Here is a 13,495-nt window from a genome sequence, read left to right on the forward strand (position 1 = left end):
ACTACTAAATATGAAATTTTTTTCACATCTATCCCCCATTTTTTAAAAAGTGCGCTGTGAAAGCACCTTGGTACCGAATAAAATAGTATAAAATTTCAGCACGTATAAAAGATAAGAGGAAGATCTGCTGTTCCGCATTCCCAAGTGTTTATCGTGGAACGAGGAACTATTGTTACGCAGAGTAGTGAATCCCCCGCGCTGAAACTTTAAAACATTCAGTACAATAAAATTGACACATTCACTAAAAGCCTGGAAAATGTGCGTTTTTCTCATTCACAGCGCCTCTTATAAACTATCTCCAAACGTTTTTTAATGCTTCAACCTGATTATTTAGTCTGTCATATGCCTTTTCCGAGATCATTTCATTTGCTAGTTGATGATCCAGCAAGACCTGGAAACCGTTCATATGTTTTATGACTTTATCTCCTTCCTGCCGGTTTTCATAAGGAGCCACTGCCGTTAAATGCAATTGTAAAGCGCGAGTGACTGCTGCATTGGAGAACGCTCCCTCTTCCTTCAGTTCTTCCACCAGGCTTTTAATGCTGGGAACACTAACGCCAAGTTCAGCACACTGCCCGATTGCAGGCCAGTTTAATACATTAGCAGCACCAAAGTCGGTCACATCGTCATTATTTCCATTACATACCAACGAACCATTAAGCGTGTTTCCTGCAAATATAGGTCCATATGCTCCATATTGCTCATTGGCGGAAACCTGAACATTATCAGAAAGGGTGAGATTGCCGTTAAACTCATTCCCTGCAAGTGTGATATCACTGGCTGTTTCATTGATGGTAGATGCACCGCCCACAGTTGTTCCAAACATTTGCACAGTATTTGCGTTGTCAGCATATAAACTACCATTAATTGAACTGTTGAAAGCTACAAGCGAAGCACCGTCTTCCACTTCGACACCACCGTTAACAACAGCCTCGTCAAGACAAATAATACCTTCAGTTATTACTAGTGAACCGTTATGATCACCGGAAATAGTCTCAGTACATACAGGTGATTCACCAGGCAATACGGTTGCAGTGAATTCTTCAGCCGTCCCGATATTTCCGGAAGCATCAATAGCGCGATGCTCAATGGTGTGTGTACCGAAACCGGGCACAAACGCTCCACCTGGATCTTCCTCTGTATAGGTTCGTTCAAAAGTTACTATTGATAATCCGCCCGTGCCGAGGTTTCCATAAGTGAGTTCCTTGATATCAGTACCAGAATGAGAGAATGTAAATGGCGAATCAATGGTTTCATCAGGGAATCCAAAGTAATTGTACCAGCCATTTCCGTTTAATCGAAGCTCACCGACAACAAAACCTTCCTGGTCGTCCTCTGGTTCAAGTGTCATATCAAACTCATTGAAGTACACATTGTGGTTACCTTCTTCAGACAATGATGCAAGCGGCTCGGAAAGTGTTCTTGGGGCCTCTGGCATACCATTGTCAACGGTCCAGATCACCGTATCCGGGTTTCCATCCGTTTGTTGGGGATCACGCACAATGGCAGCCAACTCGGAAGCACCTTCGGGAAGATCCTGAGCACTCAGGTCAAATAGCCGACTATTTCGGGCAGCCATAACCTCTTCGCCATTTAACTCCCACATTACTTCCAATACACGGTCATTTGGATTAGCTGTTTCAACATAAGCAATTTCATTATGTGCAAGAGGGCGCTCTGTTGATGCATGGTTCGTAAATTGTACCTCTGTATCCTTCTTCGGCAAAGGTTCACCGACAATCCAATCGCGGGTTTGGGTCATCCTCGGTCCTTCCAGAAACTCCGGATCACGTACGAATTCAGTTTGATCCCTCACTGTCACTTTTATAGCGTCACCAACCTTCAACTCAAACTCAGCCAATTCCAGATAGCGGCTATTCTGTTCAGATGTAACTTCTTCCCCATTAATTTCCCAGGTTACAGTGAGTTCATGAAACCTTGGATACATAGTTTCAACCCATAAAACATCTTCACTACCTACTTCCCCTTCAGGTGTTGAAGACAGTGGCATTTCCCCGCGATTACGCATCCCAGTAATTCTTTGGGTCATATGTTCACGAGCAACCTGATCGAAATAAAAACCGGTATGTCTCATCATCGAATGCTTGCTTGGCCGCCAGACGTTGCTGTCATAGTAAAGTCCACTTTCATAACCATCAGGGTCGGCTGCCCGAATAATACCTCCGGATTCACTTTCTTCCCCCAGCCAACGCCACCATTTGGCTTCATTTTCAATCATTTCCTCAGCAGTCATCCGCGTATGATGGAAAGACCTTGGTTCCTGGTTCGGATGTACTCCGCCTGGTTCTCCACGATAATAGTAAGCATACTCATCATTAAGATTTCCCAATGAGTGGCCCAATTCGTGCAATGAAACTAAAGGCCCCTGGGGGCTGCCGCCGGAAGTAGTGGCATGCGTCCCTCCTATGCCACCATAAGTGGAAGTATTAGCAAGTATCAATGTCTGCATGTTTTGGGCATCCGCAGGGATATCCAATGCAGGTGCTACATGTTCGCTGAGAATCTCACTTCGCTTTTCCGATCCGCCCGCCCCATACATAATTCTTCTTTCCAGTTCATCGGCCGGGCAGTTTCTATCAAACTCTAAATTAAAAACAGTATTGCGGCGGATATTTTCATCATCCGGGTCACAACTGATCCCGGAGTCTGCAGAAGGTGTTTCCACCATGTAAACATTGAAATAATTCCGGTAGCTGCGAAATGGTTCCACACTCCACTGTACATTTTGATTTCGGTCAACATCTTCACGGAATTTATCCATCTCATCAGCTGTATAACCGTCACCGAAAATAATTAAATTCAATCGATCTTCCGCAGGTCCTGTTTCCTGGAGAGGAACGACATTTACATCTCCCGGTTTCAAATCATTTTCTTCTGCCGAGACGGACCCGTTCCCATGGTATCCAGTAATACCTATGCCAATAAAAATTGCTGATAAGATTACTAATAGATATTTTTTAATTAACATCACCCCATTATTTGATAACAATATGTTTATCTGACTTATGCTTCATTCTCAGAAGTAGTTTTCATTCATCCCATTTCTTCATCGCCGGCATCTTTAGACACCTTCTTAGCCTCATCCCTGATCAAAAATTTATTATTCTCCATTGGCTAATCCTTGAAAAAACTTTTCCATCACCTCCTTCGGGGATTGGTTTGAGCAGAAACGCGGATAATTCCTCAATGATCCCCGCTTACCTCCATTTTTTTATCAGGTAATTAGTTTGAGCCATAAGGGTGCTGTAAGCTTCCTCTGAAATCAATCCATTGTCCATCTGATAGACAAGCAGCTGTTTAAAGCCTCTCTCCATATGCCGGACAACCTTGTCCACATCTTCCTGCTTCTCAAAACGATTCACTGAAGCTAAATGAAGCTTTAAGGAGTGAACTGTGTCCTCATTTTCGAATGCCCCTTCTTCCTCAAAGCGTTCCACCAATAAAGCCATACTTTCTGCAGTTACCGTTAAAGCATCAGCTTCTCCTATAATCGGCAGTGATAACTCACTAAGTGCCGGTATTACTGTAAGCTTGGCACCAGGTTCTGGGCGAATGGTGTTGTAATACTGACCCCAATCACTCTGATCAATAACGATACCGATTTGACTTCCAGGCTCGAACAAATAATCATGCGGCTGCATGTCCCACGTAAAAGAATATTTCTGATCTGGTATTAGTGGAACTGACTCGGAAGATGACTCCAAATTCTGCGGATCCATCCAACCCCTTGTAATAATTTTCGGGCTCTCTCCATCATAATCTACCAGTAATACAGTCAGGTTTGTGACGGGGCGGTCAATACTCGCCTCCATAGTAATTTCTGGGGTCCCGCTGATTCGAACCTTTTCCGTCAGCACCGGGGAGAGGTAGGTTAAACGATCAGAATTGCTTAACTCCATGTCTCCAATGATTCCATAATCCCTCATAGACTGGTTGTCAAAAAAATACTCAGTATCCATGGGGTTATGGACAATGGAATCACCACTGAGAATACCGCTTTCCCCATTTGTTCCAGCCTTCAAAAAAAGTGTTTTTTCATTCATTTCATCTTCCGGCCAGGCATCCTGTTTATGCCATGTACCATCCTCTCTCTCAATATCAACGATTGGCTCATTCATAATTCCGTTTTCAATACCGTACAGCCAGTAATCAAACCATCTATGCTGTGTTTCCTGCCAATTATTAGAGCTGGGCGTTTCATGTGCCCCCTGATGAAGCCATAATTTTCGATCTACATCATTCTCGCTTAAAGCCTCCCACCACTGGGAGAATTGTTTCGTTTTTGTATTCCAGTCGTTAAGACCATGGACAACGAACACACTGGCCTTAATATCTCCTGCATCCTTAACATAGTTGCGCTCCTCCCAAAAATCATTATAGTCACCTGTTTTACGATCCTGATTTTCTACCATCTCTGACAGTACATCTTCACAAACCTGCGGATCATCCCGGGTCATCACATACTCCGCCAAAAGGTCAGCATCCCATTGAGGATTTCCGGATACAGCACCGTTCGCGCGGTAGTAATCATACCAGCTGCTTATGGAGGCGATCGGTATAATTGTCTGAAGCCCCTCCACACCTGTTGTGGCTACACCATTCGGGAGTGTGCCATTATAGGAAACACCAGTCATGCCGACATTACCGGTTGACCAATCAGCAGTAACTTCTTCACCATCTTGTGTAAAAGCCCGGGCATTTCCGTTTAACCAGTCAATTACTGCTTTCGTGCCAAGAATCTCGTTCTCCCCTCCTGTAGTCGGGCATCCCGTCGATCCTCCGGCACCGATGCTATACCCTAAAATGACAGCGTAACCCCGAGGAATATAATAATCTCCATAACTGCCCAATTGTGCATTAATCGTTCCTTCCTCTATACGTTCACCCATTTCAAACTGATCGAAATAAATGTGATGCTCTCCAACAGCATAAAGCTCGTGTTCAATATCGTAATATTCGATGGCATTTGATCCGCCCCGATACGGGCTCATCTCAAATATGACCGGTACCTGAATTCCCGGTTCCGTATTCGGACGCATGATTTCAATTTCAACTTGATCCGGTTTTCCGTCAGCATCACTGTCAACCGTTGTTTCGACATATACATTTTCAAATATTACATCACCTGTTGAATAAATCGGCTGCGTCATGCCTTCCTCAACCTTAATATTTGCAGACTCCGAAGCAGTTTCAGGAATAAGACCATTCAGGTTTAGTGGAGCAGCTTGTCCATCTTCATCGGCAAAAGCAATTTCTCCATTTACCATGGGAGTGACTAAAAGGATTAAACACAGAGACAACAAAATAAAAATTCTTTTCGTCAATAAGTCCAGCTCCTTTTTAAAATAGATTCCTTTTTCCAAGATTCATAGAATATCGGGAATAAAATATGTCATAAAGCTTATCCGCCCTTTGTTTTCCATATATTTCAAGTTAAAACTTTAAAGTTTGAGGTAATCATACCAAGTATTTTATAGAAATAAAACACTTTTCCTAAAAAACAGAACCTTTATACTGTTAATATAAATATTATATAGGTCAAAACTACTTAAAAACATAGTCGATCCACTAAGTTTGGCTGCAAAAAGGGAGACCATTTCAACCAGCCAATCTTTTTCTTTGCCAGCCTGTTTTTTCTCCTTCATACTTTATATAAGGGGTACAGAACGGAGGGAAAATGTTGCTTAGAAAGCTGGAAGCCGGGAGATATTCGGAGCCGCATAAAGGCTATTTTACAATTAAAAGAATTCATCCAGGGAAAATCTATAAAACAGATACACAAGACATGGCTTTCGGACCACTTTCCAACATTGATCATGCCTTTATGAAAAAGGGATTAACGGTTAAAATGCACGAGCATGTTAACGATGAAGTTTTAAGCTATGTTTGGGAAGGAATTTCCTATCACACGGATTCGGGCGGGTTTAAAGATACGATTGAAAAAGGCAGGCTGATGTTGATGAATGCCGGTGAAAGCTTCTGGCATGAAGAAAAGGCAAAAAATGAAGACGTCGAAATGCTGCAGATTTTTGTCAGGCCGTACACCTCTCATCTCGCGCCTGATATCCAATTTCATGAAAAACCAAAATCCAATGATGATTGGTACCTTATGGCAGGACCGGACGGCAGTGAGGCACCTCTAATTGTCAGACAGAACACGTATATTTTGGATGCCCATCCAAAATCCGGGCAATCGCTGGAAGTGCCAGTCTATGAAGGCCTTAAACCTTTTCTCTATGTGATGAGAGGTGAAGTGGCAATCGGGGATATCACGCTTGAAAAGTTTGAAGCTGTCACTGATCTCGACCAGAAACTTCCACCCGTGACAGCAAATGAAGATGCAACAATGGTGTTATTCTTTGTTGATATGGAGGCGGCAATGACTTTTGATGGCACTATTAGTGGTATTCAGAATCAGTAATATGATTCCCCTGCCGTCCTGAGGCCTCTTTTTGTTAAAGTGTGGAAAGACCGTAGCATTAGCGCCGATAATATTTCAAATATAAAAATCCGGATTAAATTCCGGTTTTTTATATATATTTTCCAAGTGCCTGCTCCATGTTTCCTACTGCAGGGTTATTCAAAACAGGTTTTTCTATTGACAGAACGGCACATTTTATATATATTAATTCTAGTAACATTTTCTATACGATTCCGTAGCTCAGCTGGGAGAGCGCTACCTTGACAGGGTAGAGGTCGTTGGTTCGAGCCCAATCGGAATCATACCACGGAACCCTTAATAAAAAAGGGTTCTTTTTTTATTTGAATAGAAGACAAAAGGGTTGTAACGCTTTAAATCGCACCTAATCCAATCGGTTTGATGACGGCGAAGATTATTTTTTTACTTATTTCAGTACTCATAAAGGATTTTCCTGGTTTTATCAGTGAGGGTCAGGATAGTACATATATTTTGAGTGAAATTGCCAAAGTTCACAAAATCAGTAATCTCGCTGTTTATTAAAACAAATTTGCACCTGTAACACAAGAACCGTAACGGTGTTGCAAAAACATTTCGAAACCCGAAATAAAAGGTTGGATTATATTTGTTTTTCTTATTATAATAAAATAACACTTATTTTTAGCAGATGGAGAGGGTCGTCTTGAAAACTGTTTTTTCTTTTTTAAAGCCATATAAACTGCCTGCTGCTTTGGCATTTTTGCTGATGCTGGTGGAGCTTTCCGTCGAGTTATTGCTTCCATTTTTCCTCGGGATGATGATTAATGATGGAGTTGTCAATCAGGACATGGGCAATATTGTCATGTGGGGCAGTATTATGATTGGCCTTGCATTTATCTCCTTTGTTGCAGGTATTATTAATTCATTTTATGCATCACACACAGCCTGGGGGTTTGCCCGGGATGTACGGGAAAAATTATTCGAAAAAATACAGACTTTTTCATTTGCCAATTTAAATATGTATCCGACATCCGGACTGGTTACCCGTTTTACGAACGATGTGCGGCAAATTCAGAATACCATTTTTATGGCACTTCGTATTATGTCTAAAGCACCGCTGATTGTGATCGGCGGAGTAATCATGGCATTTATTGTAAATCCCCGCCTTGCGTTAATTTTTTTGGTAACTGTTCCCCTGCTTATCCTGTTTCTTTTATGGGTGCTGAAGGTTGCCGGAAATATGTTCGATAAAGTTCAAAAAAGTGTCGATAATGTCAACCGTGTTATGCAGGAAAACCTTGCAGGCATGCGGCTGATTAAAGCTTTCTTCAGGCGGAAGCATGAGGAAGACCGATTCATGGATGCCAACACGGAGCTTGCAGCCCGTACACGCCGGACATTCCGTTTCGTGGAATCTTCTATGCCAATTTTATTATTTGTGATGAATCTGAGCCTTATTTTCATCATCTGGTTTGGCAATGTGCAGGCAACTGCCGGTCAGACTACCGTTGGGGAAGTGGTTACAATTGTGAATTACGCGATGCGTGTAGCCATGTCGATCTCCATGTTTACGTTTATTATTATGGCATTTTCCAGAATGAAAGCATCTGCAAATCGTTTAAGTGAGGTTCTGACATTAGATACGGACACAGCCGATCAAGGGAAAGTAAGCAAAAATGCACAAGTGCAAGACGGCAAAATTGAATACAAGCATGTTTCCTTCCAATACCCGTCTGCGGAAAAAAACACTTTAAAAGATGTTTCCTTTACAGTTGATGCTCAGGAGAAACTTGCCGTAATCGGTGCTACAGGCTCAGGGAAAACCTCCTTGTTTCAACTTATTCCAAGGCTTTATGAACCGTCAAAGGGCAATATTTTTATTGATGGAAAAGAAACCAGCAGCTATAAGATGGAAGAACTCCGCGGAAGCATTGGATATGTTCCCCAGAGCCCGCTTTTGTTTACCGGCTCGATTACGGATAATATCGGCTGGGGAAAAAATGGCGCCACAAAAGAAGAAATTGTTAAAGCAGCAACGGATGCGCAAATTCATGATACGATTTTGCAATTGCCGAATCAGTATGAAACAAAAGTCGGGCAAAAAGGGGTAAATTTATCAGGCGGTCAAAAACAGCGCATTTCTATTGCCAGAGCACTCATCCGCAAACCAAAAATTTTGATGCTGGATGACAGTACAAGTGCACTGGATCTTGCTACTGAATCTCGTTTGCTTCAAGCTATTCAGGATTATCAATGCACCACACTTATTATCACACAAAAGATCTCGACCGCCAAAAGTGCCGACCGCATTTTACTCATGGATGATGGAGAAATTCTTGCTGTCGGGACACACGATGAATTGCTTGCCTCTTCTGCTTTATATAAACAAATTGTGGAATCCCAATTTGGAAAGGAGTATGCATATGCAAAGTAACCAGTTGAAAGAACCTTTTCAATACGAAAAAATTCCACTCGATACGATTGACATTAATAAGGAAAGAAAAGCAAAGAATGCTGCAGGAACCATCAAACGGATATGGTCTTATTTGTCGCGTGAAAAGTTCAGATTGATTCTAGTGATCCTCATGGTGCTTATCAGTTCAGCCATGGCGCTTTTGGGTCCATTTTTGATCGGCATGGCTGTCGATGACTTTATTGTGACAAGAGAAAGTACCGGTCTCGTCACACTGATTATTTGGCTATTCATTGTTTACGTGCTTCACTCCGTTTCCATCTTCCTGCAAAACTTCTGGATGGTCGGTATCGCACAAAATACAGTACATTCACTGCGGAAAGATCTCTTTTATCAATTTCACAGACTGCCGATTTCCTATTTTGATAAACGGCAGCACGGAGAATTAATGAGCCGGATTACCAATGATATTGATAACGTCAATAATACGCTGAACCAGTCAGTCATTCAGATTTTCTCCAGTGTTTTGACATTGGTTGGCACGGTTGCCGTGATGCTTTATTTGAGCCCGCTGCTCACTGTCGTAACAATGTCGATTATCCCGGCCATGTTTCTCGGCATGCGCTGGATTACAAGAAGAACCGGGCCGCTGTATAAGCTGCAGCAAAATGATTTGGGCGAGGTAAATGGCTATGTGGAAGAAATCGTATCCGGTCAGCATATTGTAAAAACATTTTCCCAGGAAGAACGTGTCATCGGTGAATTTAAAGAACGGAATAATAATCTGAACCGCTCCGGGTTTTGGGCTTTGACAATTTCCGGGTTTATTCCAAAGGTGATGAATATGCTGAACTTCCTCAGCTTTGCTTTAATCGCCCTTGTTGGCGGACTGCTTGCCATTAACGGCATGATCACGGTAGGGATTATCGTGATTTTCACCGAATATGCCCGTCAGTTTACCAGACCTTTAAATGAACTTTCCAATCAGTTTAATATGCTGCTTTCCGCAATAGCGGGTGCAGAAAGGGTATTTAATGTCATCGATGAAAAGCAAGAGGAAACGGATGAACTGCATGCGAAGGAAATCAGAGAAACGGACGGACATATTAAATTTGAAAATGTATCATTTGGATATGAGGACGAAACAATTTTAAAAGATATCAATTTTGAGGCAAAACCGGGCGAGACTGTTGCCTTTGTCGGTCATACCGGTGCAGGAAAAACAACGATAATTAATCTTATCTCACGTTTTTATAACTACGATGAGGGGAATATAACGTTAGATGGGACGGATTTAAAAAACATTAAACGTTCCAGTCTCCGCCGTCACATGGCATTTGTTTTGCAGGACAGTTTTTTATTTCATGCAACCATCCGGGAAAACATCCGCTATGGCAGACTGGATGCCAATGATGAGGAAGTTATCCGGGCAGCAAAAGATGCAAATGCGCACGACTTTATCAAAAAACTTCCCGATGGATATGATACCTTGCTTGATCAGGAAGGCAGCGGCATCAGCCAAGGTCAGAAACAGCTCTTGACGATTGCCCGGGCTTTGCTCGCTGAACCTTCCATTCTCATTTTAGATGAAGCAACCAGTAATATTGATACCATTACGGAAATTAAAATTCAGGATGCACTAAAACGTCTCATGCAAGGAAGAACAAGCTTTGTGATCGCCCATCGCCTGAATACGATTCAGGAAGCGGATAAAATTATCATGCTGGAGCATGGTGAAATTATAGAACAAGGCACACATGAAACACTGCTTGATCAGCGCGGCAACTATTATGAGCTTTACAGAGGTCAATTATTAGATAAAGCGGGCGGATTATGATTATAATGGAGTTGGAAAACGAAAGAAAAACATAAAAGCAAAAGTATAGGCTTGGGGTGTTATAAATGGGCAGAAAAGGGACAATGACAGAGAGGGAAATAGAAAGTAAATATCTGAATGAAAAAATGACCATCAAAATTTTCAAACCGGAAAAGTTTTCGGACCTTTATAAATACACGGTATGTATTATGCAGGATGGGAATGACTATTTCCAAATGGGCAGAATAGCTACATTAAGCGATCGGTTGCACGATGCCGGAGAAATAACCAATACAGTATTTGTCGGTATCCATTATCAGGACAAGTACGACCGGAGAAAAAAATATCATCCTGCAGGAGAGCAAAATGAAGCCTATACGAATTTTTTAGTTCGTGAGGCAGTACCCCTGCTGGATGATGAACTTCCGACCTATCATATGGGATATACACGAGCCCTGATGGGAGATTCACTGGCGGGCACACTTGCACTCATGACAGCGGTGAAATATCCCAATACTTTTGGCAAGGTAATCATGCAATCCCCTTACGTAGATAAAACGGTGCTCAACACCATAAATAACACAGAAAGTTTACATTCTATGGATATTTATCATACAATCGGCACAGAGGAAACAGAAGTTAAAATGACAGACAACCAGACCATGGACTTTGTGGCACCAAACCGTGAGTTAAACAGGCTTCTGCTCGAGAAAGGAGCAAGTTATACGTACCACGAACTGGAAGGCGGTATTCATACATGGAAATACTGGCAAAATGACATGAAACGGGTTTTGAAAACGATGTTTAGCCATTTTTCCTGAGACGACGTGTATGAGGAAACCCGGCTATCGTGAAGGTGTCGTATTCATTGGGACGACAAGGGTTTCACCTAAATGTTTCCAGCATATAGACAGATAAGAAAGTGCTGCATTCTCTTATCTGTCAAAAAACTCTCTCATTATGGAGGATTATTTGTTATAATGGATAAATAACTCAAACATAACAGGATCAATGTCACATTAAACACAAAAATTAAAGGAGGGTTTTATGATGAAATTCGGAATAGCTATTTTCCCATCGAAATCTGTTCAGGATGAAGCAAATTCGTACAGAAAGCGTTATGATCCTCACTATGCATTAATACCGCCGCACCTGACGCTGAAAGAGTCATTTGATGCAGATGAAGAGCTTATTGACGAACTGATAGTTGAACTTAAAAAAATTGCTAACGAAACAGAACCTTTTACCATTAATGTAAACAAAGTAAGTACATTTGCTCCAGTAACAAACACAATTTATTTTAAAGTGGAGCCGATCCAGGTACTGCAGGATCTGAATGAAAAAATGCAAGAAGGGAAATTTCCCAAAAACCAGGAGCACAGCTTTGTTCCGCATATTACCATCGCTCAAAAACTGTCGCATGATGAGTACTCCGATGTCTTTGGACAATTGGGCATGAGGAATATTCAATTTGAGGATACAATAGATCGATTTCAATTATTGTATCAGTTGGAAAATGGGTCATGGACCGTACACGAAACCTTTGTTTTCGGAAAGGAAAAAGTGTGAATATAATAGTTGCAGAGACAGATCAGGAGATGGATGATGCTTATCATGTCCGTATGAAAGTATTCGTGGAAGAACAGGAAGTACCTCCAGAAGAAGAAATAGATGAGCATGAAAAAACTTCCATTCATTTTATCGGATATGAAGCAGGCAAGCCGGCAGCAGCCAGCAGACTGCGTTTTACCGATGAATATGGTAAATTGGAAAGAATCTGTGTCCTGAAAGAACATCGGGGAAAACATTATGGACAGCAAATCATCAAAGCGATGGAAGAGAAAGTGATTGCAAAAGGCTATAAGAAAGCAAAACTCAACGCACAAACACATGCGGAAGGTTTTTATGGACACCTTGGATACCATACTGTATCAGGGGAGTTTATGGATGCAGGCATACCGCATGTTACAATGATAAAAGAATTATAGTTATACCCCTTCCCTTTTTGAAGCGAAGGGGTTTTTTATAATGCAGGTGCAAATCATGTATTGGATTTCCTTTAGGGGTTACACTAAGAGCTGACTGTGAAAAGGAGCTGATCCCTGTGACAGGCTATTTATCCATGCTTGCCGATACTTTATTCGGCTTCGTTGCACTGTTTGTACTTACTAAAATCTTAGGTAAAACACAGATTAACCAAATCACACCTTTTGATTTCATTTCTGCGTTAATCCTTGGAGAACTCGTCGGAAATGCTTTATTTGATGAAAAGGCGGGCATTCCCCAAATTGCCTTCGTCGTAACCCTTTGGGGTGGTTTATTATACATTACGGAAATCGTTACCCAAAAATTTAAAAGAACACGGATGCTGCTGGAAGGAAGCCCGGACATCATTATTTATAACGGAAAACTGATCCGGGATGTAATGAAAAAGAATAATCTTGATATAAATCAGCTCAGGCTTCTCCTGAGAGCAAAGGATATTTTTTCACTGGAAGAAGTGGAACATGCCATTTTAGAAACAAATGGAACTGTTTCTGTTTTAAAAAAGTCTCCTTTCCAAACACCTACAAAGAGTGATATGAAAATTTCTCCGCAGGAAGTTAATATATCTGTAACACTAATTAATGACGGCGAAATAATTTACGATAATCTTAAGGAAAAGAACCTCACAGAAGAATGGCTCGTGGAGCAGCTGAAAGAACAGGATTATGAAAGCGTGGAAGATGTTTTCTATGCGGAATATAATAAAGGGAAAAAATTATTTATCCTGCCATTTGTTAACCGCAATCACCAGAAATTTGAATAAAAAACTCCCGGCATACTTTCATGTATGATACGGGAGTTT

General features: G+C 41.6%; 9 protein-coding genes, 1 tRNA gene and 1 pseudogene. 8 read left to right on the plus strand and 3 right to left on the minus strand.

Annotated features, from left to right (window positions below):
* Positions 1 to 292: 292 nt before the first annotated feature.
* The 3 genes and pseudogenes from GHD25_RS03445 to GHD25_RS03450 form a co-directional block, all read right to left on the minus strand.
* Complete coding sequence (locus GHD25_RS03445; protein WP_164214967.1) at positions 293 to 2,989, minus strand: M64 family metallopeptidase; 2,697 nt, start codon at positions 2,987 to 2,989, stop codon at positions 293 to 295.
* A gap of 229 nt (positions 2,990 to 3,218) precedes the next feature.
* Complete coding sequence (locus tag GHD25_RS20365) at positions 3,219 to 3,470, minus strand: FIMAH domain-containing protein (protein WP_462943518.1); 252 nt, start codon at positions 3,468 to 3,470, stop codon at positions 3,219 to 3,221.
* Between the two features lie 27 nt (positions 3,471 to 3,497).
* Positions 3,498 to 5,288 (minus strand): annotated as a pseudogene (locus GHD25_RS03450) (Xaa-Pro dipeptidyl-peptidase); the annotation flags it as partial.
* Positions 5,289 to 5,701: 413 nt separating this feature from the next.
* Here GHD25_RS03450 and GHD25_RS03455 point away from each other — a divergent pair.
* The 8 genes from GHD25_RS03455 (at position 5,702) to GHD25_RS03490 (ending at position 13,456) form a co-directional block, all read left to right on the plus strand.
* Complete coding sequence (locus GHD25_RS03455) at positions 5,702 to 6,442, plus strand: pirin family protein (protein WP_164214968.1); 741 nt, start codon at positions 5,702 to 5,704, stop codon at positions 6,440 to 6,442.
* Positions 6,443 to 6,671: 229 nt separating this feature from the next.
* Positions 6,672 to 6,744: transfer RNA gene (locus GHD25_RS03460), tRNA-Val, on the plus strand.
* 377 nt (positions 6,745 to 7,121) lie between these two features.
* Positions 7,122 to 8,852: an ABC transporter ATP-binding protein gene (locus GHD25_RS03465; RefSeq protein WP_164214969.1), complete on the plus strand. Its 1,731-nt coding sequence runs from the start codon at positions 7,122 to 7,124 to the stop codon at positions 8,850 to 8,852.
* Positions 8,842 to 10,668 (plus strand): ABC transporter ATP-binding protein, encoded by a 1,827-nt coding sequence (locus GHD25_RS03470; protein ID WP_164214970.1) that lies wholly within the window; start codon positions 8,842 to 8,844, stop codon positions 10,666 to 10,668. The genes GHD25_RS03465 and GHD25_RS03470 overlap by 11 nt, the downstream gene beginning before the upstream one ends.
* Positions 10,669 to 10,733: 65 nt before the next feature.
* Positions 10,734 to 11,468, plus strand: coding sequence for an alpha/beta hydrolase (locus GHD25_RS03475; protein WP_164214971.1), 735 nt, complete (start codon positions 10,734 to 10,736; stop codon positions 11,466 to 11,468).
* 229 nt (positions 11,469 to 11,697) lie between these two features.
* On the plus strand, positions 11,698 to 12,216 hold the full coding sequence (locus GHD25_RS03480) for a YjcG family protein (protein WP_164214972.1): 519 nt from the start codon (positions 11,698 to 11,700) through the stop codon (positions 12,214 to 12,216).
* A complete protein-coding gene (locus GHD25_RS03485; RefSeq protein ID WP_240452207.1) occupies positions 12,213 to 12,635 on the plus strand; it encodes a GNAT family N-acetyltransferase in 423 nt (140 codons plus the stop codon). Before GHD25_RS03480 ends, GHD25_RS03485 begins: the two co-directional genes overlap by 4 nt.
* Before the next feature lie 116 nt (positions 12,636 to 12,751).
* Entirely contained in the window at positions 12,752 to 13,456 is a 705-nt protein-coding gene (locus GHD25_RS03490) for a DUF421 domain-containing protein (RefSeq protein WP_240452208.1), read from the plus strand.
* The last annotated feature ends 39 nt before the right edge of the window (positions 13,457 to 13,495 follow it).

Origin of the sequence: Virgibacillus aidingensis (assembly GCF_010994035.1) — a bacterium.
Taxonomy (GTDB): Bacteria; Bacillota; Bacilli; order Bacillales; family Amphibacillaceae; genus Virgibacillus_N.

Excerpts from the sequence above, each read along its gene's own strand:
- GHD25_RS20365 (WP_462943518.1), bottom strand. The coding sequence starts at position 3,470 with ATGGCTTTATTGGTGGAACGCTTTGAGGAAGAAGGGGCATTCGAAAAT.
- GHD25_RS03470 (WP_164214970.1), top strand. The coding sequence starts at position 8,842 with ATGCAAAGTAACCAGTTGAAAGAACCTTTTCAATACGAAAAAATTCCA.
- GHD25_RS03445 (WP_164214967.1), bottom strand. The coding sequence starts at position 2,989 with ATGTTAATTAAAAAATATCTATTAGTAATCTTATCAGCAATTTTTATT.
- GHD25_RS03480 (WP_164214972.1), top strand. The coding sequence starts at position 11,698 with ATGAAATTCGGAATAGCTATTTTCCCATCGAAATCTGTTCAGGATGAA.
- GHD25_RS03475 (WP_164214971.1), top strand. The coding sequence starts at position 10,734 with ATGGGCAGAAAAGGGACAATGACAGAGAGGGAAATAGAAAGTAAATAT.